The 19,336-nt window shown below is 66.5% G+C and carries 8 protein-coding genes; 2 read left to right on the forward strand and 6 right to left on the reverse strand.

The window, feature by feature from the left end; translation table 11 throughout:
- Positions 1–2: 2 nt before the first annotated feature.
- The 4 genes from V1318_RS08545 to V1318_RS08560 form a co-directional block, all read right to left on the reverse strand.
- Entirely contained in the window at positions 3–389 is a 387-nt protein-coding gene (locus tag V1318_RS08545; protein ID WP_332939222.1) for a hypothetical protein, read from the reverse strand.
- Positions 390–417: 28 nt separating this feature from the next.
- A complete protein-coding gene (locus V1318_RS08550) occupies positions 418–738 on the reverse strand; it encodes a DUF2277 domain-containing protein (protein WP_332939223.1) in 321 nt (106 codons plus the stop codon).
- Positions 739–914: 176 nt separating this feature from the next.
- Entirely contained in the window at positions 915–1,391 is a 477-nt protein-coding gene (locus tag V1318_RS08555; protein WP_332939224.1) for a hypothetical protein, read from the reverse strand.
- Positions 1,392–1,736: 345 nt separating this feature from the next.
- Entirely contained in the window at positions 1,737–2,021 is a 285-nt protein-coding gene (locus tag V1318_RS08560; protein WP_332939225.1) for a hypothetical protein, read from the reverse strand.
- A gap of 614 nt (positions 2,022–2,635) precedes the next feature.
- Between V1318_RS08560 and V1318_RS08565 the strand changes: the two genes are divergently transcribed.
- On the forward strand, positions 2,636–4,021 hold the full coding sequence (locus tag V1318_RS08565; protein ID WP_332939226.1) for a hypothetical protein: 1,386 nt from the start codon (positions 2,636–2,638) through the stop codon (positions 4,019–4,021).
- A complete protein-coding gene (locus V1318_RS08570) occupies positions 3,999–4,355 on the forward strand; it encodes a hypothetical protein (protein WP_332939227.1) in 357 nt (118 codons plus the stop codon). The genes V1318_RS08565 and V1318_RS08570 overlap by 23 nt, the downstream gene beginning before the upstream one ends.
- 334 nt (positions 4,356–4,689) lie before the next feature.
- Here the strand turns inward: V1318_RS08570 and V1318_RS08575 are convergent, their stop codons facing one another.
- Positions 4,690–8,373: a hypothetical protein gene (locus V1318_RS08575; RefSeq protein WP_332939228.1), complete on the reverse strand. Its 3,684-nt coding sequence runs from the start codon at positions 8,371–8,373 to the stop codon at positions 4,690–4,692.
- Between the two features lie 10 nt (positions 8,374–8,383).
- Complete coding sequence (locus tag V1318_RS08580) at positions 8,384–19,333, reverse strand: Ig-like domain-containing protein (RefSeq protein WP_332939229.1); 10,950 nt, start codon at positions 19,331–19,333, stop codon at positions 8,384–8,386.
- Between the last annotated feature and the right edge of the window lie 3 nt (positions 19,334–19,336).

Raw genomic sequence — 19,336 nt, forward strand, 5'->3', positions numbered from 1 at the left:
CGTCAGGAAAGCGCCCGACTGGAGGGCGAGCTGGACGTGCTGGCACCCGCGGCGGCGATCAGGCTGGCGATGACGGCCAGCCAGAACCCGCCCTTGACCTCGCCCCATAGCTGATGGCTCGCGACGTACAGGCCTGCGCAGAAGACGACGGACAACAGGAAGCCCCACCATGGCCGGCGATACAAAGCCACTACGGCCAACCCGCCCACGGCGCACAGGCCTAGCCATAGGCCCTTTACCCAAGCCGCAACGACCCGCAAAGCATTGAGTTCCGCGGAGCCCTGGACCAAGCCAAAGATCAGGTCGAGCGCAAGAATCAGATGCATGACCGTAAGCGCCAGCAGCAGCATGGCGGCGAATCGGCTCAGGAACGTCTTCGAGGTTTTCATCGGCGGCGTCATTTACCCAAACCCCGCATCAAACCGCGCCACGTACCGACTTCGCTTCCGGCTTGGGTACACGGCCGGACGGTTTGCCGAAACGCTTGGCGGAAAGCTCAACGGCCTTGGCGCGCTCGGCCTCGCGATTCTTCGGCGGCGTGAACGTGGTCAGCGAATTGATGAGCGTGGTCGCCGCCTCGCTGACCTGCTTAACGGCCAAATTGAACGCCTCTTCGTTGGCTTTCGACGGGGCATTGAATCCGCTCAACTTGCGAACGAACTGCAAGGCCGACGCACGGATCTCGTCGCCCGTCGCCGGCGGCTCGAAGTTGTACAGCGTCCGGATGTTCCTGCACATGTCGCCTCCGACATCAGCGGTTGTTGACGCTATCGCCCCACATCGGGGGACCGTGCTCAATACTCGGACTGGCGCTCGAAGACTGTCAACTCCACCGCGCCAGTGCGACGAGGCCTGCAGCGGCAATCCCGCTCCCGATCAGCCGGCAGCGTAGCTGACTGGGCACGATGCAGGACTCACTGACACGGATCTAGCGCTTTCATGACGGCCTTCCGAATAGTCGGCTCGGTGAATTCTGTCGCTTCCTCTAGCTTGAGGTAGGACGGCATGCTGATGATCCGCTTGATCTGATCCGCCTCGTCTTGCGTGAACGCGCCAGATGGCGCAACGCCGGTTTCCGCTGCCAAGAGAATGTTGTCTGTCCAGCGGGCGCCTAGCGAGCTACCGAAGAACGCGTCCAGCGTTTCGATGTCGGCAGCCGGAACGGTGCCGGCCATGACGGATTGAACGATGTCGCTGAGGGCGGAGTCACCCATCTTGTTGACGCAAGTCGCCATGGCCGGATGCTTCCGCGCCGCCTCATTCTTCATGCTCGTCACCATGAGCCTGGAGAACTCATCGGCGGTCGCGTGCCGAACCTCTTGCGCATGCGCCTGGGAACCGACCATAAGCGCGAGCAAGGTGGTTATGCGTAGCGTCTTGAGCACGAACATCCCCTTGACACTCTGGTCCATCCGCCCGGCGCGGGCCGTGTCGGGGAATGGTCTGTCGGGTACAGGGCCTTGTCAACGAATTGCCAGACCTAATTGCGCCGGTGCGCCACGACGGTGCGGTTGAGCTTCTGCCGCTTCCGACGATGCTCCCTTCGGGTAGGAGCAGCTTAGGCCGCGACCCGCGCAGGCGGCCGAAGCTTCGCGATCGCGGCTCACGCCGCTCCCACAGGCGGCCGCGCCGCCTTCTGTAGGAGCGGCGTGAGCCGCGATTGCGCAGGGCACCGAAGGTTCGCGGTCGCGGCTTGCGCCGCTCCTACCCAAAGCCGGCGCCTGCCGGGTGTTGCGCTAGTGCAGGCGCCTGTCGCCCGATTGGCACCACTGCTCGCACGCGTCCGGCAACCACTCGCAGGCGTCCATCACCGGGTCCAGTTCCCTCGCCATGGTGGTGAAGATGCGGTGCAGGGTCTGCTCGCTACGCGTATTGCGGTAGCCGATTTCCTTCAACACCTCCGGCTGCAGGCTGCGGGCGATACCGTGCAACTCCTGATGGAACCGATACAGCAGCTCGAACATCTCTTCGGGCATCACCACGCCCGCGCGCGGCGGGGTAGATTCGGGTTTGCGGGCCATATGCAGCACTCCTGTCCTTGAGCGGAATACCCGCGCTGCGCGCAAAGGCACAGACGGGATGTCGGGAGGCTCAAACCGCAAACGGCCGGCGGGCTTATTCCCCTTTCGGGTGTTGTATTCACCGCCCTCCCGACGCAGGGCACTAGCGTCAGTCATGCCCGAATTACAGGCATGAAAAACCCACCTGTACATCGGGGTGGGTGCCGCCGTTTGCGGAGTTTGAGGCTCCTTGAGAGCAAACTCTGCTCCGCAAAACAGCGACCGTCAATCAGAAAAATCCTACACACAATAGGACACACAAAGAGCGCACGACCATCGCACCGACGAACGGTAGAAACGACCGGACGATTGCATGATTAAGTAGCCAAGCGCCAAGGAGGCGCGCGGCAAAGGACTACCGCAATGTACTTCAAGCCCCATAGGGATTGGCGCAGGATGCTTCGCGCTATATGCCGCCGCCGACAGACAGATCGCGGACTCAACCGGGGACCGCAACCGCAATCGGCATGCTTCCGGCCGGCACATAGTTTCGGCCCAGACGCGACTCGTAATGACCGGTTTTTTCTTATGGTCGCGTTCTGGAGATACATGGTGTCGGCGAGCAGGATGCTCTCATGGCCATTCACACCTTAGATGCTCTAAGCGAGATCGCGGGCCCTTTTCGCCATAAATCGCTTGCAAAGGCCATCGGCAACAGTGTTTTCGCGTCGGCTCCCGGCGCCGGGCACGAACTGCAGCGACTCAGCGTCAAACTCGGCCGTCCTATCGATGCGCAACGCATGCCCCATGCCTTGCGTGCTCTATGCAAGTACACACTCGCTCTCGAACTAACTGAACTCTCCGGCTTAACCAGCCCCGCCACGGGCAGCTGGATGCGCGCCAGAGTAGTCGACTTAGCGGGCGAAAAACTCGGAGCGACCTACCGACACGATGTCGAAGCCCTTATGTCCGAACTTGCATCAGTGGATGCGGCCCAGGGCAATCTCTATCGACATGCAGCCGATTTACTGTTCTCCGATCTGGGACTAACAGACAGACCGATATCGAATCGCTTCACTTGGCTCGACTATGCAGAAGGAATGCTGGGCCAGAACATCCGAATCAGCAGAACATTCCTTAGCGGTTTAGCCGAAACGGAAGCCGGATGGATGCCCAACCCAACAATGCTCTACCGACAGGAGGAGCATTCGAAAAGCATAAGCTGCCATATCTCTCTGAAAAACAAAGATATCGTAGGCTTTTTCCCAAAGAATCCATTCAATCTGCTATCCGTCAGGGTCGGCGAGAGAGGATGGATAACGAGGCCTTCGATCAGGGCTGGTGTCAGCCAGACGACCGGGGAACCCGACTTCAGAACCATCTCTGACGTTTGGCGAGTGTCGATCGCCGACATGCAACTCGCCGAAGCACTAAATCACAAGTTGCTAGCGCACAGCCGAAATCTTCGTTACCTGGAAATGTTGTTCAATGCCATGGATTTCTTGAACCTCGACTTGGTAACGGGCCCCGATCTCTTTCCAGACACATCGCAGGCCGGAGATCCTGACCGCTTAGCCGCATGTCGAGCAGCGGTATTGAGCCAAGCAAAACTAGGCGACGTCGTACTCACATTTCATAGAAACCGCGAACTTGCGCGCATCATCGCAAACTTGGACAAGGGATCGTGGAGCCATATGCTGTCGGTTACAGCGTCTGGCATGGCACTGGATGCGCAACCTCAAGGCATCACGGAAGTCGGCCTTGATGAGTATTTAAACGGTGAGTACAGATTCGCGCACTGTCGTCAGCACGACCAATTGTCGCCTCCGCCTTGCCGGCAACGCTGGAATAACGAGCATATCTACAGGCTCTTAAGCGGGCAGGAAGGCAACCCATATTCTGTGAGCGGAGCGCTCTTGGCCGGGCTCTTCTCATGGATGTTTAACCGCCCTCCGCCCAAGCATAGGACGCCCAACGCCATTGCCTACCTTGGCCTCCTTGAACCCCAAACTGTTTGGTGAATCCATGGCCACCGGAATCGTACCCAAGCGCTACCAGAAGACGGTTTCCATCTGCTACTACATCGCCGTTGCTTTCGCCGGCCTAATCCTGTTGATCGCCAATCTACTCGGCCTCCTGACCATCAGCGGGATAACCACTTTCCCCGACGACTTCACCCAACAAAAGCTCTTGGCGCTGTTGGGCATCAGCACCGCCTTTATGGCAACGCTGCTCTGGTTCGGAATGGTGCTAGATGTGTTTCGCCCCGATCAGACATTTCGCAAACTGGTCACTGCGGGATTCGTCGCCGGCCTCCTCGCTGCAGTGGCGTCAGCCATAACAAATGTGTTTTAGACGACGTCACGGATCGGACAGGGCCCGTAGGATGTGGTGAGCCGCGGGCGAACCGCATCGTCGCCAGCCCGGGCCGCTGCGTCGGTGCGCCGTGGCCAAAGCAAATCCCCCTCAATCCCCCTTTTTCAAAGGGGGAAGACAAGCGGGTGCGCAGTGCGTACATCCGCTACTCGGGATGTACGCGGATGGGGTCGTTGTCGCGATGGTGCGGTTCGCTGCGCTCACCACACCCTACGGCGACGATGCGAGGGCGGAACAACGTTTCGGCGACTCGGACGCAAACAAAAACGCCGCGGAATCCGCGGCGTTTTCGTGAGCTTCAAGACCCGGCGGCTTAGTAGTAACCCGCCAGATTCAAGAACCACCCCTTGTTGTCGTACTTCAGATCGGTCAGATCATCGCTGAAATCGGTGAAGTTGTAGCCCACGCCGACCTTGAAGTTGTCGCCGATCTGGCGGTCCAGGCCGATCAGCCAGCCGCGCTTGTCGCCGCCGTCCTTGACCTGCAGCCAGCGGTACTCGACCAGGCCTTCCCACTTGGCGATCAGGTGGTAGCGCAGCTGGCCGGCGACGAAGTCGGCGCGGCTGTCCAGCCACTGGCCTTCGCCGCGGCCGATGCGGTAGTCGCCCCAGCGGCTGGCGAGCTTGCCGGCCACTTCCCACTTGTCGTCGATGCGGTAGACGCCTTCGAACGACAGCACCTGCGAGCGCTGGTCGTAGGTGGCGCCGCCGTCCTGGCCGAGGGTGGCCAGGTCGTACAGGTAGGTGTACTTGCCGAACAGGCCCCAGCGGGTGTTGTCGTGCGGGCGGTAGGCGAAGCCGAGGTTGGCTTCGGCCAGCTTGGCGCTTTCGGCCGGGTTGAGCTCGTCCTGGGTGTCGGCGTAGTTGGCGCGCAGGGCCAGGCGCAGGTCTTCGTTGACCTTGTAGAACAGGCGGTTGGTGGTGACCCACTGCTCGCGCTGTTCGGCGCCGGTGTCCTTGCGGTACTCCAGCTTGCTGTTCCATTGGGCGATTTCGTCGGTGCGGCCGCCGCTGACGCTGTAGGCGCGGCGGTCGACACGGCCGGTGCTGGCGTCGAGTTCGCCGTCCATGATGGTGAAGCCGATGTTCCAGCCTTCGGACGGATAGAAATCCATGCCGTAGGTGTGGACGATGCCCTGGCTGTTGTCGCTGGGATCCTTGAGGAACTGGCTTTCGTTGAACAGGTTGACCTGGTTGCTCAGGCGCCAGCGCTGACCGAGGGTCCAGCCGTTCTGCAGCTCGCGGTTGAACAGCGGGTCGGTGGCGGTGGTGTCGGTGCTGTAGCTGTAGGCGCCGTAGATGGTGTGATCGGGCTTGAGGCGGTACTCGGCCTCGACCTTGCCGCCGTGGCCGCGGCTGCCGCTGCTGACTTCCGCGCCGACGCTGGAACGGTCGCCGAACAGGTACTTGGCCCCCAGGGTGACTAGGTTGTTGCGGTCGTAGGCGCCGTTGTCGTCGTCGGCGGTGAACTGGCCGACGCCGTAGAGTTCCAGCGAGGATCCGAAGCGGCGACGGTAGCTCACCGCTGCCAGCAGGGCGTCGGCGGTGCCGCTGAGGCGTTCTTCGCGCACGCGGCGCAGCTCGGCGCCCAGCTGGGTGTCGTTGGTGATGCGCCAGTCGGCGGTCAGCTGGCTCTGTTCCAGGGCTTCGGCGCCGCGTTCGGCGCGCGAATACTTGCCGTACAGGCTGAAGTTCTCGCTGAAGTAGCCCAGGAACTCGGCGCCGTATTCCTCGATGTCCTGGCCGGTGTCGGCGCGCGAGACCGAGAAGCCGGCGTCGACGTCGCGCCACCAGGCGCCCACGCTCCAGTCGTGGTCGGTCCAGCCCAGCTCCTTGAAGTTGGCGCGCGCTTCGACCGCGCGGGCTTCGCCGCTGCGGGCGCCGCTGGTGGGGTTGCGCTGGATGAAGCTCAGGCCGCCGTTGTCGGAGTAGAAGATCGGCGCTACGGTGGACTCGCTGCGGGTCTGCTCCAGCTTCAGGTAGGTGCCGCGGCCGGCCTGCAGGGTCAGGTCCGCGCCCTTCAGGCTGTAGTCGTCGCCGCGGCGGTTCTCGTCGATATAGGTGCCGCCCACCGCGACGTGCTCGCCGAACCACTGCTTGCCGCGGAAGCCGGCGCTGACGTCGTCGGGATCGAAGCCGACCGGCACGTATTCGTAGTCGACCAGCAGCAGCTGGGTGTAGCCGTCCAGCGGATTGTCGCGGGTCAGGGTGCGCACGTTCTCGCGCGTGACCTGGGCCAGCGGACGGGTCAGGATCAGGCGGCCCTGGAGTTCGTCGATCTCGTAGTCGGCGCCACGCTGCAGGTCCACCCGGCTTTCGGTGCGGCCGGTGGTGCGATCGCGGATTTCCAGGGTGACCTTGTCCGAACCCGGCAGCACGTCGGTGTGCTTGAGGTAGTACAGGCTGCCGCCAGTGCCGAGGAACTCGGTGTGGCCGTAGGCGCTCTGCGCTTCGGAGCCGAATGCGCGCACTTCGCTCTTGGGCGCGCCGAGCAAGGTCGTGGTGCGCGAGCGCCAGGACAGCGCCGCGCCGTACAGCGAGCGGTCGTACTGGCCGTACTCGGTGCCGGTGATGCCGGTGTTGAAGTTGCCCCACAGCGCCTGGTTCTGGTCCCAGTCCACGCGCACGTACAAACGGCCCTGGGTGTCGACGTCGCGGTAGGTGCTGGAGTCGTCGCCGTAGACCGGGTAGTACAGGTCCGGGTCGAGGCGGCGGAACACGTCCTGGGCGTCGGCGTCGAAGAAGCCGTTGAACAGCTGCTTGATCTCGCGCTCGCGGGTGTCGGCCTGGGCGGTGATCAGGTACTTGCCCTTGACCTTGCCCTTCAAATAGAACGCCAGACGGCCTTCGCTGATGAAGTCCTTGTCGTAGCGCTCGTCGCCGGCCAGCGGTTCGATGTTGCCGCTGACGTTGTTCTCCGACACGGTGACGTCGGCCAGCGCGACCAGGAAGGCGTACTTGCCGGTGACTTCGACGTCGAGGCGGTGCTGCAGCGGCGCGCCGCCGCGCGGCTTGACCGCCACGTCGTAGCCGTGACGGCCGATCGGCTCCAGGAACTCGGCCACGAACTTGCGCTCGAGGTCGATCGGGAAGGTTTCGCCGTTGATGGTCAGCTGGGTATCGCGCGGGATGTCGCGGCCGTAGATGCGCACCCGCGAGCCGTAGATCGGGATGTTCTGGATGCGCAGCGAGCTGCGCCCGTAAATCGCGTTCTCGATGCCCTGCGATTCGGCATCCTCGGTGTCCAGGGCCTTGCCCAGCGAGCGCTGGTTCTCGTCGCGCAGGACCTGGATGCCGCGCTCGTAGTCCTCCGGACGCACCAGCTGCACGCGCTTGCCGACGGTTTCGTCGAAGGTGCCGTCCTTGCCGTAGGCGCGGGCGACATAGATCAACTCGTCGCCGGGCTGCAGATTGAGGTCGGCCGGCAGGGTGCCGTCCCACTCCCGATCGGTGACGTTGGCCACCGGCAGCTCGATCCTGGCCAGCGGCGTGACCAGGTCGGCATCGCTGCCGCGGTACACGGTGACTTCGATCTTCTCGATGAACGAGGCGTAGTTGGTGTAGCCGTGGAAGCGCAGCGGCTTGGCGATGCGGCCGTTCTCGAAGGGCACGGTCGAACCGCCCTGCACGTCCAGCACGGGGCGGCCGAGGGTGGGATCTTCGGTGGCCCAGATCACCCCGCCGTTGGGCAGGTCGATGCTGAAGCGGCCGGCGATCTTGGCGCTGCCGGGCAGCACGTCCTCGCGCACCACGTCGACGCGGCGGTTGCGCTGCAATGCGTCGGGGTCGTCGCCCTGCGCGACCGGACGCTCTTCGCCGCGGGTGCGGACGCGGAACAGCAGGCCTTCGTCGCTGCGGCATTCGCCGCCCTCGCAACGCGCCGCGGCGCCCTCGCCTTCCGGCTTCGGCGTCGCGTCCTGGGCCAGCGCGGAGCCGGCGGCACCGGCCGAGAGCAGGCCGATCAGGGTCATGTCCAGAAGCTTCATCTTCATCTTCATGGCCATGTCCTCAGCGGCCGTCCACGCCGACGGGGGCGTTGGTATCGTCAGTTATGTCCACTCGCACCTTCTGTCTCACCTTCGGCTCGAGCTCGGCCGATATCGCCTCGAACACGGCCTTGGCGCGGCGCAGGCCGAGCTGGACGTTGTAGGCGTTGGCGCCGCGCGGATCGGCGCGGCCGACGATACCGATCACACCGCGACCTTCGCGGTTGAGGGTCTTGGCGATTTCCGAAATCAGGCCGCGGTATTGCGGACGGATCGTGTCCTGGTCGGTGTCGAACAGCAGCTCGCCCAGCTTGATCGCCTGATCGAGGCTGATCAGCGCCGAGGCGTCGGTGCCGGCGACCACGTCGATGCGCACCTTCTCGGCCAGGGCCGGCTCCAGTTCCTTGCTCAGCGCCGCCCGCACCGCATGGGCGCGGGCGAAGGCCAGGGCCTCGCCTTCGGCCTGGGCGGCGATGGTGACGCTGCCGCCGTCGGCCTCGCGCAGGCGCTGGGCGATCTTGCCGAACATCGGCGCGTAGTCGCTCTTCACCTGGTCGCTGCCGGCTTCGAACATCACCTCGCCCAGCTCGACATCGGTCTGGCTGCCGCCGCCGCGGATCTCGCCGGCGGGCAGCTTGACGCCGAAGTCGAAGCGGGTCGGCACGCCCTGGGTCACGCGGCGCACGCGCGGGTTCTCGGTGGTGAACACCGTGCCCGGCGGCAACGTGGCCTGGTCGACCTTGAGGATGAAGTTGCGGCCGCGTGCGGCGTCGCCGCCCGAGATGCCTTCCAGGTGGTAACGGCCGTAGGCGTCGGTCTGCATGATCAGGCCCTCCACCGATGCGATACGCACGCCGGGGATGCCGCGCTCGTCGATGCCTTCGTTGCGGATCGTGTAGCTGACCTCGTAGCCGTCGGCGCGCTGGCTGACCTGGCGCGTGACCTGCAGGTCCTGCGCGGTCAGGCCCTTGGCCGCGTCGCCGCGAGCGCGTTCGATCGTGGTCTGGCCGGCGGCGTTCATGCGCACGGTGCTGCCCTCGTCGGTGGTCAGGACGAAGTCGTCGCTGAAGTCGAGCGAGCGCAGGGTCTGGCGCACCACCACCTGACGACGCTGCGCGCCGTCGGCGCTGGAGCTGCGGCCGGCGATGTCGCCGATCGCGATGCCGTGCAGCAGCGGCGCGCTGGCGTCGGGCAGCGGCTGCGGGCCGGCGCCGCGGTCGACCGTGGTGGAACCCGCGACGTAGGCGCCCGGGGCGAAGCCGCCCTGCACGCGCACGCCGCCGGCCTTGGCCGGGTCCTGCCAGCCGTCGCCGTCGCGGTCGTCGTAGACCGTACCCATGATCAGGCTGTCTTCCAGCAGCGGGTCGCCGGCCATGTCGACATCGGCGGTGGCGACGTTGCCGATCGAAGTGCCGTTGACGTCGAGCGCGGTGACGCTGTTGCTGTGCACGCCCTTGCCCACGCCGGCGCCGACGCGCAGGAAGTAGACGATGGTGGCGCGCTGACCGATGGCGACGTCGATGCCGTTGATGCGCAGCGGATTGGTGCCGCCGACGCTGGCCGCGTTGTCTTCGTCGTCCACGCTCAGCGATCCGTCGACGTAGGTGAAGCCCGCGGGCGGCGTATCGACCAGGGTCGCGTTGCGCGCCGGCGAGTCGCCCACGTTCTCGGCGATCACCGTGTAGCGGACCAGGTCGCCGATCTTCACCGAGCGCTGAGCCGACTGCTTGCTCAGGCGCAGCACCGGGGCGTTGGCGTTCACCGTGATGGTGACCACGGCGGTGTCGCAGACCGGGGTCGGTACCGAGGTGTCGCAGACGCGGTAGCTGAAGCTGTCGGTACCGGCGAAGAACTGGTTCGGGGTGTAGGTGCATACCCCCGCGGCGCAGTTCACGGCGCCGTTGGTCGGGGCCACGGTCACGCTGACCGAGGCCGGGTCCAGCGGCGCGCTGGTCACGGTGTCGTTGCCGAGCACGCTGATCGCCACCGGGGTCTGCTGGTTGGTGGTGACGACGTCGTCGGTGGCCACGACCAGGTTGGGCTGCACCAGCACCGAGACGGTGGCGGTGGCGCAGTTGGCCGGGTTGAGCTTCTCGCAGATCGTGTAGGTGTAACTGTCGTTGCCGCTGAAGTTCGGATTGGGCGTGTAGGTCACGGTGCCGTTGCTGTTGACCACGACCGTGCCGTTCGCCGGGTTGCTGGCGATGGTGATGTTGACCAGGGCCGGATCGATCGGCGCACCGTTGAGGGTGTCGTTGCCCAACACATTGGTGACCAGCGGCGTGTTCTGCGGGGTGATGCCGTTGCCACCGCCGACCAGGTCGTCGATCGCAGCGATCGCCGGAGCGACCACGGTGACCGTGACCACAGCGGTGTCGCAGTTGCTCGGATTCAGCACTTCGCAGATGCGGTAGGTGACGGTGTAGGTGCCGGCCGGGGTGTTCGGCGCGACGTCGACCGTACCGTTGGCGTTCACCGTCAGCGGGCCGCTGGTGACCGGCGTCAGGCTGACGTCGGCCGGGTTCAGCGTGCTGCCGTTGAGGGTGTCGTTGCCGAGCACGTTGATCACGCCGCTGGCGCCGGTGCTGCCGTTGACCGGCGTGGCGACCGTATCGTCGATCGCGTCGATCGGTGCGGCATTGACCGTGACCGTGACGATCGCGGTATCGCAGTTGCTCGGGTTGAGCACTTCGCAGATCCGGTAGGTCGCGGTGTAGGTTCCAGCCGGAGTGTTCGGCGCGACGTCGACCGTGCCGTTGGCGTTCACCGTCAGCGGGCCGTTGGTGACCGGCGCCAGAGTGACATTGGCGGTGATGGCGGCGGCACCGTTGAGGGTGTCGTTGCCCAGCACGTTCACCACACCGGTCCCGCCGGTGGTGCCGTTGACCGGCGTGGCGACGGTGTCGTCGACGGCGTCGATCGGAGCGGCGTTGACCGTCACGGTGACCGTGGCGGTATCGCAGTTGCTCGGGTTGAGGACCTCGCAGATCTGGTAGGTGACGGTGTAGGTGCCGGCCGGGGTGTTCGGCGCGACATCGACCGTACCGTCGGCATTCACCGTCAGCGGGCCGCTGGTGACCGGCGCCAGGGTGACGTTGCTGGTCGTGGCCGCGCCACCGTTGAGGGTGTCGTTGCCGAGCACGTTGACCACGGCGGTGCCGCCGGTGCTGCCGTTGACCGGCGTGGCGACCGGGTCGTCCACCGCATTGATCGGCGCGGCATTGACCACCACGGTGATCGAGGCGGTGTCGCAGTTGCTCGGACGCGCGGTCTCGCACAGCTGGTACGGGATCACGTAGCTGCCGGCCGGAGTGCCCGGGGCGACCGAAACCGTGCCGTCGGCCGCAACCGCGACGCCATCGCCCGGGTTCGGGTCGTTGACGGTGAGGCTGACGAAGGCCAGGTCGATCGCGCCGCCGTTGAGGCTGTCGTTGCTCAGGGCGTTGCCGACGTTGGCCGAGCCGCTGGCGCCGTTGACCGGCGAGCCGCTGTAGTCGTCGTCGTTGGCCACGATCACCGCCTGCGCCACGGTGATCGTGGCGGTGGCGTTGGCGCAGACCGGGGTCGGCGTGGAAACGTCGCAGACGCGGTAGACGAAGCTGTCGCTGCCGCTGAAGCCGGTGTTCGGCGTGTAAGTGCACAGACCCGCGCTGTCGCAGGTCACGCTGCCGTTGGTCGGCGCCGTGACGATGCTGACCGAGGCCGGATTGAGCGGCGCGCCGGTGGTGGTGTCGTTGCCGATCACGTTGATGCCCACCGGGGTGTTCTGCGGCGTGCTGGCGCTGTCGTCGACCGGGGTGACGGTATTGCCGCCGACGGTGATCGACACGGTCGCGGTATCGCAGACCGAGCCGTTCGGCGCCGGCAGGCACAGACGGTAGCTGAAGCTGTCCGGGCCGCTGTAGTTGGCGTTGGGCACATAGGTGTAGGTGCCGTCGGCGTTGAAGGTCAGCGTGCCGTTGCTGGTACCGGTCACCAGGGTGTAGGCCGAGCCCACCGGCGCGCTGTCGCCGCCGGTGACGGTGGCGTTGAGCGTAGTGTTCTGCGGCGTGGTGGCGGTGTCGTCCACGGCATCCGGGCCGACCACGACCGGCACGTTGGCATCGTCGCAGGTGGCCGGCGAAGTGGCCGGCAGCGTGCAGATGCGGTAGCTGACGGTGTAGGCGCCCGGGGCCGAGCTGGCCGGCACGGTGAAGCTGCCGTCCGGATTGGCGATCAGGCCGGTCAGGCCGCCGTTGCTGACGATGGTCGGCGCGGTGGCGTTGACGCCGATCGCGACGGCGACGCCGTTGGTGGTGTCGTTGACGGTCACGTTCGGCACGGTGCCGCCGGCGAACGGCAGGACCGCGGCCGGGTCGTCGACGGCGTCGATCGAGATCGACACCGGCGTGGTTTCGGTATCGCTGTCGTTGCCGCTGTTCGGGTCGGCGGTGGCACTGCCGACGCTGGCGGTGTTGCTGATCGTGGACGCGCCGCCGTAGTTGGCCGGCACCGCCAGGGTCAGGGTGATCGCTGCATTGGCGCCCGCGGCCAGGGTCGGACGCGAGCATTCCACGGTGCCGGCGTTGTCGACGCAGCTCCAGCCGGCGCCGTTGGCGCTGACGAAGCTCAGGCCGGCCGGAATCGCATCGCTGACCGTGATCGAGGAGGCCGCCGAAGGACCGGCGTTGGCGACGGTGATCGTGTAGACCACGTTGTTGCCGGGCACCACCGAAGCGCCGGCGTCGTCCTTGTCGATCGACAGATCGGCCGAAGCCACCGGGGTGGTGGTCGCGGTGCCGGTGTTGTTGGCCGGGGTCGGATCGGTGGTGGTCGAGCTGGCCGTGGCGGTGTTGAGGTAGGTGCCGCTGGCGTTGACCGTTGCGGTGATCTGCAGCGAGGCGCTCGCACCGTTGGCCAGGGTGCCGACGGTCCACACACCGGTGCCGGAGACATAGGCGCCCGCACCGTTGTCGGAGACGTAGGTGTAGCCGTTCGGCAGCAGGTCGGCGACCGAGACGCCGGCCGAGGCCGACGGGCCGTTGTTGGTGACCGTCAGGGTGAACACCACATTGGTGCCGACCGTCGGGGTCGCGTTGCTCACCGACTTCGCCATGACCAGGTCGGCCGAAGCCACCGGCGTGGTCGTCGCAGTGCCGGTGTTGTTGGCCGAAGTCGGATCGCTCGTGGTCGAGCTGACGGTGGCGGTGTTGATGTAGGTGCCCGTGGCATTCACGGAAGCCGTGATCTGCAGCGAGGCGCTCGCACCATTGGCCAGGGTGCCGACGGTCCACACACCGGTGCCGGACACGTAAGCGCCCGCGCCGTTATCGGAGACGTAGGTGTAGCCGTTCGGCAGCAGGTCGGCGACCGAGACCGCGGCCGCAGCCGACGGACCGTTATTGGTCACGGTCAGGGTGAAGACGACGTTGGTGCCCACGACCGGCAATGCATTGTCGACCGACTTCGCCATGACCAGATCGGCCGAGGCGGTCGGCGTGGTGGTCGCGGTGCCGGTGTTGTTGCCCGGGGTCGGATCGTTGGTGGTCGAGCTGACCGCGGCGGTGTTGACGTAGGTGCCCGTGGCATTCACGGAAGCCGTGATCTGCAGCGAAGCCGAGGCCGCGTTGGCGAGCGCACCGATGGTCCATACACCGGTGCCCGGCACATAGGCGCCCGCACTGTTGTCGGAGACGTAGGTGTAGCCGTTCGGCAGCAGGTCGGCGACCGAGACCGCGGCCGCAGCCGACGGACCGTTATTGGTGACCGTCAGGGTGAAGACGACGTTGGTGCCCACGACCGGCAATGCGTTGTCGACCGACTTCGCCATGACCAGATCGGCCGAGGCGGTCGGCGTGGTGGTCGCGGTGCCGGTGTTGTTGCCCGGGGTCGGATCGTCGGTGGTCGAGCTGACCGTTGCGGTGTTGAGGTAGGTGCCGGTGGCGTTGACCGTTGCGGTGATCTGCAGCGAAGCCGAGGCCGCGTTGGCGAGCGCACCGATGGTCCAAACACCCGTGCCGGGGACGTAGGCGCCCGCGCTGTTGTCGGAGACGTAGGTGTAACCGTTCGGCAGCAGATCCGCGACCGACACCGCAGCCGCCGGCGACGGGCCGTTGTTGGTGACCGTCAGGGTGAACACGACGTTGGTGCCGACGATCGGGTTCGCGTTCGACACGCCCTTGACGATGGCCAGGTCGGCGGTCGGGATCGGGCCCGGGGTCGAAGTCGAGGTGTTGTTGCCCGGGGTCGGGTCGTTGGTGCTCGAGGTGACCGTGGCGGTGTTCGCGTACGGGCCGGCGGCGTTGACGGCGACCACGATGTTCAGCGCGGCACTGGCGCCGCTGGCGAGGTTACCGATGGTCCAGGCACCGGTACCCGGCACATAGGCGCCCGAGCTGTCGTCGGACACATAGGCGTAGCCGGCCGGCAGCGGATCGGCGACCGCGACGCCGGTCGCGGCCGAGGGACCGTTGTTGGTGACGGTCAGGGTGAAGGTGATCTGGTCGCCCACCGCCGGGCTGGCGTTGGACACGCCCTTGACGATGGCCAGGTCGGTCGAGGCGACCGGGGTCGTGGTCGCGCTGCCGGTGTTGTTGGCCGGGTTCGGATCGCCCGTGGTCGAGCCGACCGTGGCGGTGTTGAGGTAAGTGCCGGTCGGATTGACGGTCGCGGTGATCTGCAGCGAGGCCGAAGCCGCGTCGGCGAGCGTACCGATGGTCCACACGCCAGTGCCGGGCACGTAGGCGCCGCCACTGTTATCCGAGACGTAGGTGTAGCCGTTCGGCAGCAGGTCGGCGACCGAGACCGCGGCCGCGGCCGACGGGCCGTTGTTGGTGACGGTCAGGGTGAACACGACAGTGGTGCCGACGACCGGGCTGGCGTTGGAGACGCCCTTGACGATCGCCAGATCGGCCTGCGCCGCGATGTCGGTGTTGGCCGAGCTGCTGTCGTTGCCCGGGGTCGGGTCGACCGCGCCGGCCGGAACCGAAACCGTGGCGGTGTTGGTGATCGAACCCGGCGTGGTCGCCGTACCGGTCACGGTGATGGTCACGAACTCGGTGTTGGGTTCGCTGGCCACGCCGGTATCGACCGGCAGGTCAACGGCGATGCTGGGATTACCGACGCCCGCAGCGCTGGCGCAGTTCGCGCTGCCGGTGCCGACGCAGGTCCAGCTGACGCCGGTCAGGTTGGTCGGCACGGTGTCGTCGACCGTCGCGCCGGAGATCGCGCTCAGGCCGTTGTTCCAGGCCAGGATGGTGTAGGTGACGGTGCCGCCCTGGTTGACGTTCGCGGTGCCGACCTTGCGGATAGCCAGATCGGCCGAAGCGGTCGGCGTGGTGGTCGCGGTACCGGTGTTGTTGGCCGGGGTCGGATCGTTGGTCGGCGAACCGACGACCGCGGTGTTGAGATAGGTACCGGTGGCGTTGACCGTCGCGACGATCTGCAGCGATGCACTCGCACCGTTGGCCAGGCCGCCGATGGTCCATACGCCGGTACCCGAGACGTAGGCGCCCGCACCGTTGTCGGAGACGTAGGTGTAACCGTCCGGCAGCAGGTCGTCGACCGAGACGGCGGCCGCGGCGGACGGGCCGTTGTTGGTGACGGTCAGGGTGAAGGTGACGTTGCTGCCGACGACCGGGGTCGCGTTGGACACGCCCTTGACCAGGACCAGGTCGGCCGAGGCCGCCGGCGTCGTGGTTGCGGTGGCGGTGTTGTTGCCGGGGGTCGGATCGCCCGTGGTCGAGCTGACCGTGGCGGTGTTGAGGTAGGTGCCGGTCGGATTGACGGTCGCGGTGATCTGCAGCGAAGCCGAGGCCGCATTGGCCAGGCTGCCGATGGTCCACACGCCGGTGCCCGGCACATAAGCGCCACCACTGTTGTCCGAAACGTAGGTGTAACCGTTCGGCAGCAGGTCGGCGACCGAAACCGCCGCCGCATCCGAGGGACCGTTGTTGCTGACGGTCAGGGTGAAGACGATATTGGTGCCGATGATCGGGGTCGCGTTGGACACGCCCTTGGTGATGGCCAGATCGGCCTGCGCGGCGATGGTGGTGCTGGCCGAGCTGCTGTTGTTGCCCGGGGTCGGGTCGTTCGCGCCGGCCGGTGCCGCCACCGTCGCGGTGTTGGTGATCGCGCCCGGCGTGGTCGCCGTGCCGGTCACGGTGATGGTGACGAACACGGTGTTGGGCTCGCTCGCCACACCGCTGTCGACGGGCAGGTTCGCGCTCAGGCTGATGTTGTTGCCGGTGCCGCTGGTCGTGCCGCAGGTCGCGCCCGCGCCGGTGCCGGCGCAGGTCCAGCTGACGCCGGTCAGGTTGGCCGGCACGGTGTCGGTGATGCTCGCACCGGTCGCCACGCTGGGACCGTTGTTCCAGACATAGATGTTGTAGGTGACGGTGCCGCCCTGATTGACGTTCGCAGGGCCGGCCTTGCTGATCGCGACATCGGTGGACGCGCTCGGCGTGGTGGTGGCGGTGCCGGTGTTGTTGGCCGGGGTCGGATCGTTGGTGGTCGAACTGACCGTCGCCGAGTTCAGGTAAGTGCCCGTCGCATTGACGGACGCCGTGATCTGCAGCGATGCGCTCGCACCGTTGGCCAAGCTGCCAATGGTCCACACGCCGGTGCCCGGGACATAGGCGCCGCCACCGTTATCCGAGACGTAGCTGTAGCCGCTGGGCAGCAGATCGGCCACCGACACGGCAGCCGCGGCCGACGGGCCGTTATTGGTAACCGTCAAGGTGAACACGACATTGCTACCGACGACCGGCGAGGCGTTGTTCACCGACTTGGCCATGACCAAGTCGGCCGAAGCCACCGGCACCGGCGTCGAGGTCGAGGTGTTGTTGCCCGGGGTCGGATCGCCAGTGGTCGACGACACCGTCGCGGTGTTCGCGTACGGGCCGGTGGCGTTGACGGTGGCCACGATCTGCAACGCGGTCGACGCGCCGTTGGCGAGACTGCCGATGGTCCACACGCCGGTGCCCGGCACGTAAGCGCCCGCACTGTTGTCCGAGACATAGGTGTAGCCGGCCGGCAGCAGATCGCTCACCGCGACCGCGGCGGCGGCCGACGGGCCGTTGTTGGTCACCGTCAGGGTGAAGGTGACGTTGGTGCCGATGATCGGGGTCGCGTTGGACACGCCCTTGGCGATGGCCAGATCGGCCTGGGCGGCGATGGTGGTGCTGGCCGAGCTGCTGTTGTTGCCCGGGGTCGGGTCGTTCGCACCGGCCGGTGCCGCCACCGTCGCGGTATTGGTGATCGCGCCCGGCGTGGTCGCCGTGCCGGTCACGGTGATGGTGACGAACACGGTGTTGGGCTCGCTCGCCACACCGGTGTCGAGCGGCAGGTTCGCGCTCAGGCTGATGTTGTTGCCGGTGCCGCTGGCCGTGCCGCAGGTCGCGCCCGCGCCGGTGCCGGCGCAGGTCCAGCTGACGCCGGTCAGGTTGGCCGGCACGGTGTCGGTGATGCTCGCTCCGGTCGCCACGCTGGGACCGTTGTTCCAGACATAGATGTTGTAGGTGACGGTGCCGCCCTGATTGACGTTCGCAGGGCCGGCCTTGCTGATCGCGACATCGGTGGATGCCACCGGCGTGGTGGTCGCGGTACCGGTGTTGTTGGCCGGCGTCGGGTCGTTGGTGGTCGAGCTGACCGTCGCGCTGTTGAGGTAAGTACCGCTGGCGTTGACCGTCGCGACGATCTGCAGCGACGCCGAGGCTGCGTTGGCGAGCGCACCGATGGTCCACACGCCGGTGCCCGGGACGTAGGCGCCGCCACCGTTATCCGAGACGTAGGTATAGCCGCTGGGCAGCAGATCGGCGACCGACACGGCAGCCGCGGCCGACGGGCCATTGTTGGTGACGGTCAGGGTGAAGGTGACGTTGCCGCCCACCACCGGGTTGCTGTTGGACACGCCCTTGACGATAGACAGATCGGCGGAAGCGACCGGCGTCGGCGTCGAGGTCGAGGTGTTGTTGCCCGGGGTCGGATCGCCGGTGGTCGACGTCACCGTCGCGGTGTTGGCATAGGTGCCCGTCGCGCGCACGGTCGCCACGATCTGCAGCGAAGCGCTGGCGCCGTTGGCGAGCGCGCCGATGGTCCAGGCACCGGTGCCCGGCACATAAGCGCCGCCACTGTTGTCCGACACATAGGTATAGCCGTTCGGCAACAAGTCGGCGACGGTGACGGCGGCCGCGGCGGCCGGGCCGTTGTTGGTCACCGTCAGAGTGAAGGTGACATTGGTGCCGACGATAGGCGCGCTATTGGACACGCCCTTGGTGATGGCCAGATCGGCCTGCGCGGCGATGGTGGTGTTGGCCGAGCTGCTGTTGTTGCCCGGCGTCGGATCGGTGGCGCCGGCCGGTGCGGTCACGGTCGCGGTGTTGGTGATCGCGCCCGGCGTGGTCGCGGTGCCGGTCACGGTGATGGTGACGAACGCGGTGTCCGGGGTGGTGGTCGCGCCGGTATCGACCGGCAGGTTCGCGGTCAGATTGATGCTGTTGCCGGTGCCGCTGGCCGCGCTGCAGCTCGATCCCGCGCCGGTGCCGGCGCAGGTCCAGCTGACCGCGGTCAGGTTGGCCGGCACGGTGTCGGCGATGGTCGCGGCCAGCGAGCCGCTGAGGCCGTTGTTCCAGGCCCGGATCGTGTAGGTGACGGTGCCGCCCTGGTTGACGCTGGCGGTGCCGGTCTTGCTGATCGCCAGGTCGGACGAAACCGCCAGCGTGTTGGTGTCGGTGGAGGAGCAGACGCCGCCGCTGAAGCTGCGGCCGGCGCCGGTGCAGGACGCGCCGCTGTTGGTCACGCCGCTGGGCGGCGAGATCGACGCGGTGTTGCTCAGCGACGGCGGAAAGGTCTGGGCCAGCGCCAGCGGAGCCGCGAGCAGCAGCATCGCGGCGAGCGCGATGCGCGACACGGTCCGGGACAGACGCGATCCGGCGCCCTCCTCGCGGCAGTTCTGCAGCGGGCGAGCGAGCGGGTGGGTGTTGGCAGTCTTCATGCG

The organism is Lysobacter sp. CCNWLW3 (assembly GCF_036697405.1).
GTDB lineage: Bacteria > Pseudomonadota > Gammaproteobacteria > Xanthomonadales > Xanthomonadaceae > Lysobacter.

What these genes read in the sequence shown, in the direction of transcription:
- V1318_RS08545 (WP_332939222.1), bottom strand. Translation starts at nt 389, where the DNA reads ATGAAAACCTCGAAGACGTTCCTGAGCCGATTCGCCGCCATGCTGCTG.
- V1318_RS08550 (WP_332939223.1), bottom strand. Translation starts at nt 738, where the DNA reads ATGTGCAGGAACATCCGGACGCTGTACAACTTCGAGCCGCCGGCGACG.
- V1318_RS08555 (WP_332939224.1), bottom strand. Translation starts at nt 1,391, where the DNA reads ATGTTCGTGCTCAAGACGCTACGCATAACCACCTTGCTCGCGCTTATG.
- V1318_RS08560 (WP_332939225.1), bottom strand. Translation starts at nt 2,021, where the DNA reads ATGGCCCGCAAACCCGAATCTACCCCGCCGCGCGCGGGCGTGGTGATG.
- V1318_RS08565 (WP_332939226.1), top strand. Translation starts at nt 2,636, where the DNA reads ATGGCCATTCACACCTTAGATGCTCTAAGCGAGATCGCGGGCCCTTTT.
- V1318_RS08575 (WP_332939228.1), bottom strand. Translation starts at nt 8,373, where the DNA reads ATGAAGATGAAGATGAAGCTTCTGGACATGACCCTGATCGGCCTGCTC.
- V1318_RS08580 (WP_332939229.1), bottom strand. Translation starts at nt 19,333, where the DNA reads ATGAAGACTGCCAACACCCACCCGCTCGCTCGCCCGCTGCAGAACTGC.